This window comes from Amycolatopsis sp. lyj-90 (assembly GCF_046549035.1).
Taxonomy (GTDB): domain Bacteria; phylum Actinomycetota; class Actinomycetes; order Mycobacteriales; family Pseudonocardiaceae; genus Amycolatopsis.
Genome location: NZ_JAJPWP010000009.1, coordinates 405,623 through 421,829, shown reverse-complemented (window position 1 = coordinate 421,829; position 16,207 = coordinate 405,623). Strand labels below are relative to the sequence as shown.

At 61.5% G+C, this 16,207-nt stretch carries 6 protein-coding genes and 1 tRNA gene; 2 read left to right on the top strand and 5 right to left on the bottom strand.

Going from position 1 to position 16,207, the window contains the following annotated elements; genetic code table 11:
• The coding region (locus tag ACLJPX_RS33010) for an amino acid adenylation domain-containing protein (RefSeq protein WP_410604355.1) at nucleotides 1-10,264 on the bottom strand (10,264 nt) is incomplete at its 3' end.
• Nucleotides 10,265-11,567: 1,303 nt separating this feature from the next.
• On the opposite strand from ACLJPX_RS33010, the gene ACLJPX_RS33005 reads away from it, so the two are divergent.
• Entirely contained in the window at nucleotides 11,568-12,131 is a 564-nt protein-coding gene (locus ACLJPX_RS33005) for a MepB family protein (protein ID WP_410604345.1), read from the top strand.
• A gap of 1,581 nt (nucleotides 12,132-13,712) precedes the next feature.
• On the opposite strand, the gene ACLJPX_RS33000 is transcribed toward ACLJPX_RS33005, so the two are convergent.
• Nucleotides 13,713-13,786, bottom strand: a tRNA-Ile gene (locus ACLJPX_RS33000).
• A 257-nt stretch (nucleotides 13,787-14,043) separates the two neighbouring features.
• On the opposite strand from ACLJPX_RS33000, the gene ACLJPX_RS32995 reads away from it, so the two are divergent.
• Nucleotides 14,044-14,205: a hypothetical protein gene (locus tag ACLJPX_RS32995; RefSeq protein ID WP_410604344.1), complete on the top strand. Its 162-nt coding sequence runs from the start codon at nucleotides 14,044-14,046 to the stop codon at nucleotides 14,203-14,205.
• A 21-nt stretch (nucleotides 14,206-14,226) separates the two neighbouring features.
• On the opposite strand, the gene ACLJPX_RS32990 is transcribed toward ACLJPX_RS32995, so the two are convergent.
• From ACLJPX_RS32990 to ACLJPX_RS32980, 3 genes are all read right to left on the bottom strand, one after another.
• Nucleotides 14,227-14,742: a hypothetical protein gene (locus ACLJPX_RS32990; protein WP_410604343.1), complete on the bottom strand. Its 516-nt coding sequence runs from the start codon at nucleotides 14,740-14,742 to the stop codon at nucleotides 14,227-14,229.
• Nucleotides 14,743-14,806: 64 nt separating this feature from the next.
• On the bottom strand, nucleotides 14,807-15,571 hold the full coding sequence (locus tag ACLJPX_RS32985; RefSeq protein WP_410604342.1) for a polyphosphate polymerase domain-containing protein: 765 nt from the start codon (nucleotides 15,569-15,571) through the stop codon (nucleotides 14,807-14,809).
• On the bottom strand, nucleotides 15,568-16,152 hold the full coding sequence (locus ACLJPX_RS32980) for a DUF4956 domain-containing protein (RefSeq protein ID WP_410604341.1): 585 nt from the start codon (nucleotides 16,150-16,152) through the stop codon (nucleotides 15,568-15,570). Before ACLJPX_RS32980 ends, ACLJPX_RS32985 begins: the two co-directional genes overlap by 4 nt.
• Nucleotides 16,153-16,207: the final 55 nt, after the last annotated feature.

The following is a 16,207-nucleotide window of genomic DNA, read 5'->3' as shown; positions in this document are numbered from 1 at the left end:
CAACAACAACCCGACAAACCCAACCCTCCGGCACCACAACATCAACACCCGAACCACACAACACCACACCAACACCAGAAAACAAACCCCCAGAAACACCCCCACCACCAACCCAACCAACCGAATACACACAATCCACACCACCAACAACAGAAGACGACTGGAGCTTTCGGCAGGATATGCCTTCCAGCACCGCGTAGATTTCGCCGTTGTCGTCGAGGAGTGTGACGGTTCCTTCGATTCCGTTCGAGTGGATGTCGGTGATGTTCGCGTGGGCCCACAGGTCGACCGGCTGAGCGTCGATCTTGTAGACCCTCGCCGAGCGGATGCTGAACGGCAGGCATGCTCCCAGCGTCTTCATGCCATAGAATCCCAGCAGCTGAATTCCGGCGTCCAAGGTTTCGGGGTTCAGCAGTGTCGCCGACCGGTCGGAGCTCTCGCTGACGCTGACTCGAATACGGCCGAGTACTTCCCGCTCGCCGAGATAGAGTTCGTCCACGTTCCGGTACCGCTCGCCGAACTCGACTCCATCATCGTTCAAGGTGGAGTAGAGACTGACCGTGGAGATAGCCGTGCACCGTTCCGCAATGGATGCGATCTTGGCGACCAGGTCGTCGTTCCGTTCGACAGAATTGAGTGTTCGGCTGGTTCCGCAGCTGGCATAGCGTTCCCGCGACGAATCCTCGATGACCCATTGCGCGCCATCGGGGTTGCAGTGAATGGACACCTCCCCCGCCCCGACGACGAAGGGCCGGACCATGATGATGTCACCGACCTCCACGCCGGCCGGTTCCCGCACCTCTTCGCTCTTCAGCAGAGCGGCACCCCCCATCATGGTGATGTGGCTGGCCGCGGGAATCAAAGCCTTTCCGCCGATTCGATGGTCCTCCCACATTTTGGCGAGGCCACCCTCCAGCGAGGCCGCGAATCCCTGCCCGTCGACACGACCCAACAGCGGGTTCGGGAGGCGTCGCCAGGGTAGGTGCGTGCGCGCGTACTCGACGCGTGCTGGCGGCGGGGTGTGGTGTGGTTGGTCGTAGGACTCGAGGACGACGTGTGCGTTGGTGCCACCGAAACCGAACGAGGAGACACCCGCGATCAACTTCCCCTCCGAAGCCAGCGGGGTCGACTCCGTCGGGATCACCGCATCGAACGCCGACAGATCGATCTTCGGGTTCAGTGCCGTGAAGTGCAAGTTCCCCGGCGCCTCCCGATGCCGCAACACCTCGATCGCCTTGATCAAACCAACGATCCCAGCAGCACCCTCCAGATGACCGATGTTCGACTTGACCGCACCAAGGACCACCGGCTTCACCCGACCGACACCAAGAACGTTCCGCAACGCCTCAACCTCGATCGGATCCCCCAACGGAGTACCCGTCCCATGACACTCCACAAAATCAACATCACCACCACGAACCCCAGCCTCAGCCAAAGCCCGACCAATCACCGCCTCCTGCGCCAAACCACTAGGCGCAGTAAGAGACGCACTACGACCATCCTGATTCACCGCAGTACCACGAATCACCGCAAGAACCTGATCACCATCAGCCTCAGCATCACACAACCGCTTCAACACAACAGCACCAACACCCTCACCACGACAATAACCATCAGCCGACTCATCAAAAGTCGCACACCGGCCATCGCGCGAGAGTGCCTTGGTGGCGCACGCGCTGACGTACATTCTGTGGTGAAGCATTACGTTGACGCCGCCGACGAGTGCCGCGGAGCATGCCCCGGTCCGGAGCTTTTCCACAGCGAGATCGATCGCCACCAGAGACGACGAACACGCCGTATCCACCGTCATACTCGGCCCCGTCAAACCCAGACAATACGAAACCCGATTCGACATGATCGACCCGGACACACCAGCCCCGAAGAACGGATTATGAGCTTGGCTGTCGCGCCCCATGCTGGACCAGTCATCGTTGGCGAGGCCGATGTAGACGCCTACCGGCGCTCCCCTCAAGCTGTCGCGATCGAACCCAGCGCTGTGGAGCGATTCGAATGCGACCTCAAGCATGACACGCTGCTGTGGGTCCATCATCTTGGCTTCAGCCAGCGCCAACTCGAAGAACTCGTTGTCGAAGTGCTCGACGTCGTCCATGAACGCGCCGCGGCGAGTGTAGCTCCGCCCCACCGCATCAGGATTGGGATCAAAGACCTCACCGATATCGAAGCGCGAGACAGGAATTTCGCCGACACCGTCCACCCCCGAACGCAGCATCTCCCAAAATTCCCCCGGAGAACCCACAGCACCAGGCAACCGGCACGCACTACCGACCACCGCGATCGGCTCGGCCACGGCAGGCGCTGACGAATCCGATCCCAGGGCAGCCTCTTCGATGCGCCGCGCTACCGCCACACAGTGCTTGTAGAGGAAGTTGAAATGATGGCCTTCAGTCGGCACGATCTCCAAGTTCGAAGAATGCGCCACACATCGATCCACAATTTCAGAACTGCTCTGAAACGACCTACTGGCTTCGAGCATCATTTCAGACTGTCGATCGACCGGAGGGACTTCACATTGAAAGACCATGGTGGGCGAAACGACCGATCCTTGCGGACTGTAGCGTTCCAGAAGTAGTTCAAAGGGTGCAGCGTCGACTGGAGCCTTGAAGGGCGCCATATGCCTCGGGTCCAGGAGCACCAGACGAGAGAGCATCTCGGTCTGCTCCAGCTGCAGGCCCACTTCCAATGCCAGCGTCGCACCGAACGACAGGCCGCCGACAGCGTATTGCCTGGTCGGAACCTCTCGGATCATGGCTTCACGGAGGTCGGATGCGATCGATTCGAGCGCCAGGTCGGCGGGCAGGGGTTCGGCCGGGATGGCAGGCATGGTCGCATACACAGGGATAGAGAGCGCCTGCGCCAAGGTTCCGAAGGTCTTCTCCGCCGATCCCATCACTCCGCCGATCAGGAAGAGCGGCGGACCGTCATGTACGTCGTTGAGATGCTTCCAGGCGGTTGGCGCCATCTCTTCGACCAGGCTGGCTTCTGCGAGTTGCGCGTGCAGATGGTCTACGACTTCCTGGACCGTCGGGTAGTTGAAGGCGAAGTGAGCGGGCAGTTCCACTGACTTCGGCAGCTCGGTCAGGATGGCTTGCCTGAACTGCACCAGGTCCAGAGAAGAGAGTCCAGCTTCCATGAAGGGGAGCTTCGGGTCCATGTCGGCTGACGGCGTGAACTTCTTGAGGCAAGTCCACACCACTCGGCTCAAGTCTTCCCTGGTCCACGATCGCGAAGACTGGTCCTTGACCGGTTCGACCGCCGTGGACGAGAGGTTGGTGGTGAGTGGTGTGGTGGAGACGTAGGTGTCCCAGTCAATCGGGGAGACACAAACGACGCCGGTCTGTTTCGCCGCGAGGAGGTGTCCGAGGGTCTGGGTTCCGAGTTTGTTGTTGATCGTCCCGTAGCCTGCGGCCTGGGCGCGGTTCGCCCCTTGATGCCGGGTCGCCATCCCCGCCTCGGACCACGCGCCCCACTGAACCGACAACACCGGCTCACCCAGCTCCGACCAACTCCGCGCCAACGCATCCAGCGTCGCGTTCGCAGCCGCATAACTAGCCTGACCAGGCGAACCGAAAACCGCCGCAGCAGACGAATACAACACCAGGAAATCGGAAGGAGCGAAAACAGCCCGCAAATTCCGAGCCCCCCGCACCTTCGCGCCATAAGCCTGGTTCAGCTTCCGTCCGCTCTGATTCCCCAACACACCGTCGGTCAAAACACCAGCCGCATGAACCACACCAGCGACCACAGGCAAGCCAGCATCCACCATCGCGCCGTGAACCCGGCGAACCGACCCCGCATCACTCACATCACAAACAAAACACTCCACCCGAGCCGATCGCCGCAACTCCACAACTTTTGCCGGCAACTCGGACTCCGTATAACCAGTCCTCGACAACAACACCACGTGCCGAGCACCACTCTCAACCAGAAACTCGGCCGTCACCAAACCCAGCGCACCCAAACCACCACTCACCACATACGAAACATCCCCCCGCGCAACAAAACCACCACCACCAACATCAACCCGACCCAACCGCAAAACCTCAACACCAGAAGCAGACACCCGACAATCCGGCTCCAAACACCCACTCAACACCCGCGGAAGATCACCCACCCCCACCTCAACACAATCGACCACCACATCCGGACGCTCCAACCGAGCCGTCCGAGCCAAACCCCACAACCCGGCATCATCAACACCACCCGCCACCGGCAACAACACCACCCGCCCCGGCGACACCACCTCACCCGCCAAACACACCTGAAGAACACGAAGCCCGACAACAACATCAGACTCCCGACCACCACTCAAAAACGCAACACAACCCCACTCCCGCTCACCAAGAACCTCCTCCACAGAATCCCCATCAACAACAACCCGACAAACCCAACCCTCCGGCACCACAACATCAACACCCGAACTACACAACACCACACCAACACCAGAAAACAAACCCCCAGAAACACCCCCACCACCAACCCAACCAACCGAATACACACAATCCACACCACCAACAACAGAAGACGACTTGACCACCGGCCGCTTCGCGGCCGGCCGCTCCCATGGGATCGATGTCGGCCTGAGCGGGCTCAGTTCGGGGATTCCTGTTGTGGCTTCTTTCGACCCATACCAGCGGACGTCAACGTTTGGGGCAATGCTTTTGGCCATGTCAATGAGCGTTGTACCCGGCCCGATTTCAACAATGGTGTCGACGTTCGGGAACAGTTCAAAGAGTGTCTCTATCGCCGAGTTGTACAGTACGGGCGAGATAATCTGGTCTCGCCAGTATTCGGCCGTCTGAAGGTTCTTCTCTTCGATGACGCCTGACAGCGTGGAGATGAATGTGACCCTTGAGTCCGGACTCTTCAGCTCTACGTTCTGCATCATGCCGTAGAAGTCCGCAGCGGCGTTCTGCATCATCGACGAATGGAACGCATGAGACACGTCGAGCATCGCATGAGCACCAGGGTGGCGTTCCCGCAGGAACTCCTGGAGCGCATCCGACGGCCCTGCGAGTACCGTAGACCGTGGCCCGTTCTCTGCCGCGATGGAGACTTCCCGCGGTAGCCACGGGGTCAGTTCGTCGATGGACGCCCTCACCGCGGCCATCGCACCGGGGCGGGCCTCCGACATGAGGCGCCCTCTGTTCACGGCCGACTCCAAAGCCTCACTCGCGGTCATGACACCGGCCGCCACAGCGGCCGCAAGCTCGCCGATGGAGTGTCCGACCACGACTGCAGGATGGAAGTTCCGTTCCTTCCACATGTCCACCTGGGCAAGTTGCAGCGCGATGAGCGCCGGCTGCTGGAACTGTGTCTCACGCAGCATTGCCGTTGCTTCAGAGCTTGGTGTGATCAGCCAGTCGAGCACCGGAGCTTCGAACCAACGGGAAAGCTCACGGCAGTACTCGCTCAGAGCGTTCCTGAACGTCCCGTTGGATTCGTAGAGCGGAAGCGCCGCACCGGACTTCAGCGATCCCTGTCCTGTGAAGAACCACACGTCCTGACGAAGTGGGCGGCCCGTGACATGGCGTGGTTGGTCGTAGGACTCGAGGACGACGTGTGCGTTGGTGCCGCCGAAACCGAACGAGGAGACACCCGCGATCAACTTCCCCTCCGAAGCCAGCGGGGTCGACTCCGTCGGGATCACCGCATCGAACGCCGACAGATCGATCTTCGGGTTCAGTGCCGTGAAGTGCAAGTTCCCCGGCGCCTCCCGATGCCGCAACACCTCGATCGCCTTGATCAAACCAACGATCCCAGCAGCACCCTCCAGATGACCGATGTTCGACTTGACCGCACCCAAAACCACCGGCTTCACCCGACCGACACCAAGAACGTTCCGCAACGCCTCAACCTCGATCGGATCCCCCAACGGAGTACCCGTCCCATGACACTCCACAAAATCAACATCACCACCACGAACCCCAGCCTCAGCCAAAGCCCGACCAATCACCGCCTCCTGCGCCAAACCACTAGGCGCAGTAAGAGACGCACTACGACCATCCTGATTCACCGCAGTACCACGAATCACCGCAAGAACCTGATCACCATCAGCCTCAGCATCACACAACCGCTTCAACACAACAGCACCAACACCCTCACCACGTGCCATTCCGTTCGCTGACTCGTCAAACGTCGCACAACGGCTGTCAACGCTCAGCATTCGCGCCTGGGATGTGAATACATATGGTTCCGGCGACAAGATCAGGTTCGCGCCGCCGACAAGTGCCAGCCGGCACGAGTTGTTCCGCAGCTTCTGGACTGCGAGATCAAGGGCGACCAGCGACGACGAGCAGGCTGTGTCAACAGTCATGCTGGGCCCGTTGAGGTCCAAGATGTAGGAGATTCGGTTCGACGTGATGGACGGCGCTACCCCGGTACTCGCATACTCCTTGGAGTGGCCGAAGTCCATCATCCAGTCGTAGTTCATCTGCCCCGCGAAGACCCCGGTCGACGACCCGCGCAGTTCATCAAGACCGTATCCGGCGGCATAAAGTGCCTCGTACGCTACTTCAACCAGAAGTCGCTGCTGGGGATCCATCGACTGCACTTCGGCAAGGGGAATACCGAAGAACTCGTGGTCGAAACGTTCGGCTCCACTGATGAACGCACCACGCCGACTGTAGCTCCCACCCCGTACATTCGGGTCAGGACTGTAGATTTCGTCGATGTCGAATCGAGAGTCCGGTACGTCCGACATGCAATCGGATTTTCTCAAGAGCATATGCCAGAACTCGTCGGCCGAGTTGGCATCTCCTGGAAGCCTGCATGCGCTGGCGATGACAGCGATCGGCTCGTCGTGCGAACCGAGGTCGCGCGCCGCCTTTCCCGAAGCAGTGAGCTCATCGGCCTGACGCGGCGAGGCGTTGGCGTGATGAGCCGCGAGAGCGCGGGCGCTGGTATAGTTGAATATCGCGGTATACGGAAGGCGCGTGCCCCAGGTCTCCCTCAGCCGATTCACCAGCTCGACGGCATAGAGCGAGGTGAGCCCCTGATCTGCCAGGCTCAGGTCATCCGACAAGGAATCACTACTGACGTCGAGCACCGATGCGGCATGGTGAAGGATCTCGAGGACCAGGTCTGCCTCATCGACGTTGAGATCGGCTTGAACCACGGGACGCGCACTGCGCGCGATTTCGCGAAGAGCCTTGGCGTCGACCTTGTTGTTGGCCGTAAGTGGAATCTGAGGAAGCAGGAACCAGGATTGTGGCGACATATAGGAGGGAAGTCGCTCCTCGACATGATTCCGGATCGTGCCTTCGAAATCCGGGCCATCGTACGTGGTCGCGACGAATCCGACGATCCCGGCGGCAGGCTCCGTCACGCGGATTGCCGCCGCCTTTGTGACTTCAGGCAACTGCTCGGCGCAGACCTCGATCTCCGACAGCTCGATGCGATGTCCGCCGACCTTGACCTGCGAGTCCCTGCGTCCGAGTATCTCGATTTCGCCATTTTTGAGATACCTGCCCAGGTCACCAGTCCTGTATAGCCTTCCGTAGGCGCCCGTTTGAATGAAGCTTGCCGCGGTCAGAGAAGGCTGTTTGAAGTACCCCTCGGCAAGCCCCCTGCCGCCGATATGGATTTCTCCGACCACACCATCGGGGGTGTATCCGAGTTCCTCGTTCAGCACATACATGGTCTGGTTGGAGAGTGGGCGGCCGTAGGGAACGAGATCGGTGCCCAGGTCATTGGAATGCTTGCCGAACAGGTGATAGTTCGACCAGATCGACGCCTCGGTGGCACCGCCGAGGGCGAAGAGCTTGATGTCCGGCTGGATTTCAATCGTGCGATTCGCCATCGCCATCGATATCGCATCGCCGCTGAGGAGGACTGTCTTGATCGGGTCATTCAAGAGACTCGGGCCAGCATCAGTTGCGAGCAACATCTCGAATGTGGTGGGAACACTGTTCCATACCGATATGTCATGCTCGGCGATCTGCTGCTGCCAATAGTCGGGGTCGCGAACCCCGTCCGGCCTGCAGACCACCAGTGTGCCTCCGGTGCTCAGCGTGCCGAAGATGTCCCATACCGACAGGTCGAAGCTGAGCGCCGAGATTCCGAAGGTCACGACCTTGCCTTGAGCTTCGACTTTCTCGTTGATATCGAGGCAGGTGTTCACAGCGCCAGCATGTGTTATCTCCACTCCCTTGGGCATCCCTGTCGACCCTGAGGTGAAGATGATGTAGGCAAGTTCATCCTGGCCAACCGGCTTGACCGGTGCTTGCAGGCTTCCGACGTGGTCCACCATCTGCTTGTCCACATTGACCACGGCAGGTACGACGCTCAGTCCCGACGATTCCGATACATCGCGACCAATCGAAATTGAAGCGCCATGGGTCAGGATGGCCGCACAGTTCGATTGCTTGATGACACTGCGGATGCGGTCGATCGGGTCGGTGGCGTTGATCGGTATGTAGTGGGCACCCGCGAGCAGGACACCGATCGCACTGACTACCTGCTCCCATCCCTTCTCTTGAAGGATGGCGACGGCGGCCCCTGTTCGAACACCGTTTTCCTGCAGTCGGACGGCGATCGAGTTCGACAGCTTGATCATCGTGCGGTAGTCGATCTGCACGTCTTGATCGATGATCGCGGTCGCCTGAGGGTGCCTGCCCGCCGCTTCGAGAACGAGCTCGTGCAGCAGCAGACGGCCGCGGTCGCCCCACTCCCTGAAGGTTTGGTTCTGACGGTTTCGCAGCTCGACGATCGCCGTGTCGAGATAGGCCGTCTGCTTGTCGTCGAAGGTCAGCCCTTGAAGCAACCTGTGAAGACATTTCAACATTTCCGACATTTGCGCCGATGAATATACGTTTCCGTCGTAGTCCCAGTTTACGACCAGATCCTCGTTCATTTCATATACTTGACAGTCCAAGTGGATCTGAGGCGTCTGAGTGCTTTGATAGTTCAGCGAGACCGTAGCGTCTTGCAGCTCTATCGCGCCCGTGACAATCCCGAGGAACGACGTGAAGACGACCGGATAGGAGAGATGCGGGTCGTCATTGCGGGATCGCAACATGCGAATGAAGTCCAACCCGCTGACATCTCCGTGATCCATGGCGGTGATCATTTGCTCGTGGAGGCGGACCGCTTGGTCGAATACAGATTCTCCCGTTTCCTTCTCTACTGAGCACAGGGCTACGTCCGTGAACTCGCCGATGGACCCCGAAAAGTCGTTCCCTATTTGCACCGGCCTGTTCGAGGTGGTCACAGCCAGAGCGAACGTCGAATTGGCCGAGTATAGCCGGACGGTTTCGGCGAACGCCGAAACCAGGAGCGAGTTCGAGGTTATTTGAAGGGACTTGGCCTTCTCTTTGAGCGGATTCCAGTATTCCTTGGGTAGCGTGGTCGTTTCCCGAAGGAACGACGGCTCACCATCATCGGATTGACGCCTTGAGCGTGGGATCTGCGGCGGTTCGGGGAAGCTCACGCACTTTGCCTCCCAGTAGCTCACGGATTCCGGGGATGGATCACTGTTCTTGAGCTGGCTGCAGTATTCGAAGAACTGTTGCGCACTGCCAGACAGTTCCGCCGGGCGGCCGTCCGTGACCAGGCTTCCATATTGTTCGGATACGCGCTCACACAGCATGACGACACTGGTCGCGTCAATGAAAAGCATGTCCAGCGCGAGATGTATGCGAATCGTTTCCTTGTCGGGCTGGGTGAGCTCGACAATCCAATGCCGATCTTCCTCCTGCAGAAGATCATCGACGTATGCCTTTCGACGTTCTTCCGGATCCGCTGCTCGTTCTGCCTCCAGCAACTGGGGCCCGCCGTAAGATTCACACCGCTCGATCTTCTGCTTCGAACCGTTCGAGAGTACCGCGCTGAGCATCGGCTCGTTCTCAACTACGACTCGCACTGCCTCTTGAAAGGCGCTGACATTCAGGTTCCGCACATCGAACTCGTGATACACGACACAGGGCTGTCCTTGCTGTGCCCCAAGTGCATACGACTCCTGCATGGGCGACAGTGGATAGGACTGTGAACCTTCCTCGGGAGACCTTGAGTCCGACACCGCGACTTCGTGGCCCTTTGACTCGTCGAGTCGATTGACCACTTGCTCGATCGTCAGGCCGAAGAGAGTTTGGTAGGTAGGCTGCGGGTCGAGCGCCCCTCGGATACGTGACGCCGCCAGGGAATCCAGCCCGAGTGTGCTGATGAGCATTTCCGGCGCGCGTCGAAGTTCGTCGTGTGGAATCGCGGTGAGCGAGGACAGCAACTCCAGGGAATGCGTGCTCATCATGTTCAAGACCTCGTTTTCCTTTCGTACTTCGATTTGCCTTGATTCCGGCATCCGGACCGGAGCCCGACGCCGTGGAGCGCTCTCCTGATCGAGCCGGCGGCTGACCTCCAAAGAAGGCGCAAGACGTTGAAATACATGCTCTAACGGCGAATGACTACGCTGGCAGAACACACTCAAGAAGCGAGAAAATGCCGATCCGCCATCCTCGCTTTTGCCTGCACTGCGACCTGCGGCTTGCCTTCGCCGAACTGGCCGGCCTCAAGCCCCGCTGTTCTGTTCAACGCGGCATCAAAAGCCCTGACTAGCTACTGTCAGCCAGTTTCCGACTCGCCAGGTTGAGCAGTCGCGCGTCGCGTGAAATTGCTTTTTCCTCGACAATTTCGTCCCCAGCTGAATCGACAACCCAGGCAAGAGTCTTGTCAGAACCGGCGCACCTGCCGTGCTAGTATTTCTTTACCGTTCTTGAGACGAAGCCCACTGCCTAGTACTCCGACAAGCGATCCCATGTTCGACCTTGATGACAAGGGGCTTGCCGTCACCGATTCGCTTTCGGACGGCACTACTGCCAGCCGGAGTCCAATTGGACTTCGACGTAAGCGGTTTTCGCTTTTAGGCAGTGCCTGAACTACCGCATGGTCGGACCAGAAGCAGTCAAGACTCGGTCGCGGACTCTGCCCGAACTACCGGGTTCCGACGGCGCGGACCAGCTGCTTGCCCCAGTGGGAGCGACGCCAGTCGTCATCCCGAGGTCGGCCGCCAGGGCGCGATTAGATGACAGATACTCCAGGACAGCCTTAGTGCAGATGGGATCCGTCGAGTCAACAGGCGGCCTCGTCATGGCTTGCGACCAGGGGAAACGCCGAAGACCTCCATGCCGCTGAGCGCACGTCTTGATCATGGCTTCTCATGGCTTCGCCCTCCTCGACGAGGCCGAGAAGGGCGTGATGTAGCAGAAAATGGCGATTGCGACATCGACATCGCCACATTCCTGCCCCCTGAACGGATGATTCGCCCCCAGACCATTCGCGTCTACGCGGTGGCCGTAACCCGATTGCAGTAGCAGCGGGTTCAAAAGACATTATTAACTCCCCCTAGCTTGGTGACGCTCCCTCGTCTCCTTGGCCGACCTCCCAGACGACCAAGGTCCGACTGTACCCGGTGTCCGGGTTGGAGCCAACCCTGTCACCGTGCCAAGATCTGGCAACGGCAACAGACGTGCCCACAGCCTCGATGTCACCGTACGTGAAACTGTCTCGAATTTGTTCTCAAGCCAAGGGGTGTGCTCTTGAAGGATCTTCCAGGTGTGACGATCGACGAGACTGGCCACAGTGCCACTCATCGATGGGCCTCCGATCCAACGCTTGGCGGCTTACCTGTTCAACTAGTCGAGTCGGTTCGTGAAGTGTTCGAAGATTCAGGTCTCCTAGTGACTCGTCCGGCCGTCCGGGAAATCGAAAGTGCGGAATACGGCGCATGTCGACTTGCTGTCGACGATCGAAGTATCGCGTTCCGTGTCGCCAAAACGACGCCTACCAAGGTCGGACAGTTCGTGACGATTTGGACGAGAGCAGACCCGGACAGTGAGATTGCACCGTTCGATACCACTGACTCGATCAGCTCGATCGTGATCGCGGTCTTCAACGAGGATCATCGCGGGCTCTTCATATTCAACAGCCAGGAACTGGTGCGTCGCGGCATCATGTCGGTCGACGGAAAGGGGGGTAAACGTGCGATCAGAGTCTACGCGCCTTGGGTTCACGTGGAGTCCAAGCAGGCGATTCAGACAAAGCGATGGCAAGTCGAACGGTTTGTTCAGATACAGCCCAGGATCCCGTTTACCCAGAATCTACTGCGACAGCTTCTGTAACAGTGCTCGACGGTCGCGAAAGAGCACGTCTGATGTAATGAGTTTGCGGAGCTTCTTGCGACAAGGGTGAGGGGTTAGCCGACGACAAGGACGGCGATAAACCGCTCGGCTCTGCGTTCGCAGCACAGGGTGAACAGCCATAGCCGGTGCACCAGGCCACGCGCGTTCGATGACCCAACTGGTCTCGATGCCGTTGCGGGCGATGCGGACCTTGCCCCGGTAGCAGCCCCAGCCCCAGCGCCGCAGGTCGGGTTGCTCATAGGCCTTGTCGGCGTGCACCTTGGCAGGCTTGCGCCACGTGGGTGAGGGGTCAGGGTTCGAGTCCCCTTAGCTCCACAGTGACGAAACACCGCCCACCTGGCAATTCGCCGCGGTAGGGCGGTTTTTCGTTCTGGCTTACTTTGAGAATTGACGTGACGAATTCAGTTACTGTTCAGTAGCCGTGGCACGCTGCGGTGGCGATGGATCACACCTTATCGACCATCGCGATTCGGTGGGGACGACTCCTTGTTCCAGCCGATGAGTGCGCGGATGTGGTGCCGCTGGCCCAGGTGCACCGGTCCGAGTCCAGAATGCCATCGACGTACGGCCGCGATCAATAGGCAGGGTCGTTCAAGGGTAGCGCGGACCGCGGGCGGCAGCCGTGGCAACGAGGGCAGATTCGCGCCCCGGCGGCGGTGTTTCTCCTCGATGTCGATGTGCACGAGGATCGCGCCGGTCGACCGAGCAGAGGGAGAGCTGGACTTCACCGAAGGTCGTGTGTCCCAGTCGCGGCTGGATGGCGGCGATCCCGGCCGGCCTTGGCAGGCAGAGCAGTACGAGGTGGAGCCCGTGCTCGTCGACCTGGTCCTCTCGCGGACGGCGACCCGGTCAGGCGGGGGCGTACCGCAGGAATGTCGGCCAGAGTGTCCCCCTCCCCCCGCAGTCGATGCCGACCGCGGTCTGGTTACCGTGCCCGGTGATACGGGGACGGCGGGGTATCGCGGATGTGATGTGGACCGGCCCGACGTCGACGCGGCTGACCTATGGTCGCGAGGACCGCGCCAGTGGCCAGGGGGCGGCGACGGTGCCGATCACGACGAGCGCACACTATCCAGGCCGTCTGTCTCGCCGACATTCCGCGCGGAGCCGACCCCGCGACCGGCGTGACAGCAACGGGTGGTCGCTCGAACTCGCCGAACACCAACGCGGCGCCGAGCTCATGACTCCCATCGGGCACGCCACGCTCTACCTCAAGTTCACCGCCTCAGGTGACCGCGTCGGTTCCAAGGTGCGCAGTGCAAGGGTAAACCGTGGACGTCACTGGCCTTCTGCTCGAGAAGACGGATCACGCCCAGCCGACCTGCAACCACACCCAGCTTGTCCAGCTGTGGAAGCAAAGAGCTCCGGACCTGCTGAAATCCCCACCACAGCGGTCGTGACGAACAAGCAGAAGGCTGCTACGCCACCACCCGGCTCCGCAGAGCACTCCTCCACCTATGAGCACACCGGAGCAAACGGAGACCAGCCACGATCAACGCCGAGGCGAAAATGCCGCCGAAGGACCAACATCCCCGCAGGTCGGCAACGATGGTGATGCAGTGGGCCGGGTCGGGCTCGAACCGACGGCCAAGGGATTATGAGTCCCCTGCTCTAACCAACTGAGCTACCGGCCCCAAGGGTGTCCTGACACCTCCGCGGGAGCCGTCCCAGCCCGATCAGCGGGTTTGCTAACGCACAGAAGTCCCAGTTCGCTCCAAGTTATCACAGCGCTCACCTGCCGCGATCGCCTAGGCCAAACAGCTGGTTTCCCGTACAGGACGGGTTCGGCTCGTCTAGGTTGCAGGGACCAACGCCGGGCGGCTCACGCCCGGGGCACGCTGACCATCGGGATGGGCACGGGTTTCTCGCCCATCAGGGCAGGGAGGCGCTCGTGGCGAATTCGATCGCCATCGGGCTCGGTGTCGTGGCGGTCATCGGCGCCGCGTTGTCACTGAGGGCGATCATCCGGGTACTGCGGCGGGCCCGTCTCCACCTCGACACGATCTTCGCCGAAGAACTGGACGACCGGCCGTCGCCGCGACCCCGGCAGTGAGCGCCGGTCCTCTTTGGACAGTCAGCTGCCCGAGCCCGATCCACCACCTGGCGTGGGTGTCGTGGTCGGCACCGGAGTAGTCGTGGGCGGCAACGCCGTGGTCGGCGATGTGGTGGCCGGCGGAGTCGTCTTCGGCGGTGTCTTCGTCGGCGTCGCCGTGGTCGGCGGCGAAACCGGCCCACCGTAGGCCGCGAAGCTGAACCAGATCGCCCCGCCCGCCTTCGGCGTGGTCTGGTTGAACATCGCCCGCACCTGGAACGTCGTCGCCGTGTACGAACCCTGCACCGTGTTCAGCATGTACGCGTTGAACTGCCCCGGCGTGTTCGCCGACACCACCACCGCGGCCGGGACCGCGCCCAGCGCGTGCGGCACGGTGCACATCCCGGCGCCGTCTGTCACGCACGACGTCTCGGCGGCCTGCACGCTCGGAGCGGGCGACGGGCCGACCGCCCCGGACGTCCCGGCGAACACCGTGCCCGCGGCCGACGCGACGGCCAGCCCCGCGGCCGCGAGCGCGACCTTGTCCCTCGTCTTCATGCTCACCCTCCCTCGTTCGGGCCGGATGGCCCAACAGCAGGGGTCGGCCGCCGCGCCGCGAGCGTTACGCCACCCCGAGCCGCCTCAGCGCCGGTCGCCACCGGTTCCCGCCGGTCGCCAGCCCCAGCGCCACCAGGCCGGCGCAGTACTTGCTCACCGACTGCTCCCGGATCCGCAGTTTCGCCAGCGCCTCGGTGACGCTGTTGCGCTCGGAGGCCGACTTCACCTCCAGCAGCACCAGATCACCCCCGGCGGCGAGGCTCCGCGAACCCGCACGCCAGACCAGCGACGTGTCGCAGGTGATCCGGGTGTCGGCGGTGACGAGGGTGGTCCGCCGGTAGTCGGTGACCAGCGCGGGGGTCAGCGGCCGGGGCGCGGGGCGGCCGTAAGCGGCGGTGAGGGCGTCGTCGAGGAACGCCAGCGCGGGCGCGGTCAGGCCGTGCGCCGCCCCGGCCGGATGCGGGCGGCGGACCTTGACCGTCTCGTCCCGCCGTCCGCTGACCTTGAGTTCGCAGTAGGTGTCGGCCGAGTCGGTGTAGGTGCGCGTGCGGATCTTGAACCGGCGCCGCCGGTCCTGCCGGTGCGCGCGGAAGATCGCGAGATCCGGCGTGTCGAAATAGGTCGACGAATAGCCGAACACCCGTTGCCCGTCGATCTCCAGGCACCGCGACGACAGCGCCTCCATGACGGCCAGGAAATCGTTGAGCGAAAGGACGTACTTCCGGTCCGTGCGGCTCATCAACCCGCTCGTGGCGACGACTTCGGCCAGCGACAGCGCGGGAAGCCCTTTGGCCACCGCCGCGACGGTGGCGGTTCCGCGCCCGCTCACCGGTGACCCGCCGGAGCACCGTGGACGACCGGGGCGGCGTCCGGCCGGAACCGGACGTCGACGACGGTGACCTCGCGGACGTAGTCCACTTCGGACACGGTGTGCCGCACGACCGTTCCGCCGAGGCGTGCCCGCAGTTCCATCAGCATGGTCTGCTCGTCGGGGTACACGGTGTCGAGCACGACCGTCCGCCGCTGCGGTCCACGCGTGCGCGAAGGGTGGTCGGCGACGTACATGACGGCGAGCAGCAGGACGTTGAAAACCGCGACGATCCGCCAGTCCGCGGACGGCAACCCGTTCACCAGCCCCAGGACCAGCGCGACGAAGTAGTACGCGACCTCCTGCTGGCTGATCGAATCGGACCGCAGGCGGATGATCGACAGTACCCCGAACAGGCCGAGCCCGAGCGCGCTCGCGGTCGACACGGAAAGCAGCACGGCGACCGAAACGCAGACGCCGACGTTCAGCGCGAGGTAGGCGCAGGCGAGGTCACCGCGGTGATGGCGACGGGCGTAGATGCCGTAGGCGAGGATGACGGCGGCGACGAGGTCGACGGCGAGATGAAGCAAGGTCGTGGTCATGGGAACCACTGTGCCGCCGGGAAAAGAGACCGTCGTGAGAGCCGGATGAGAACCG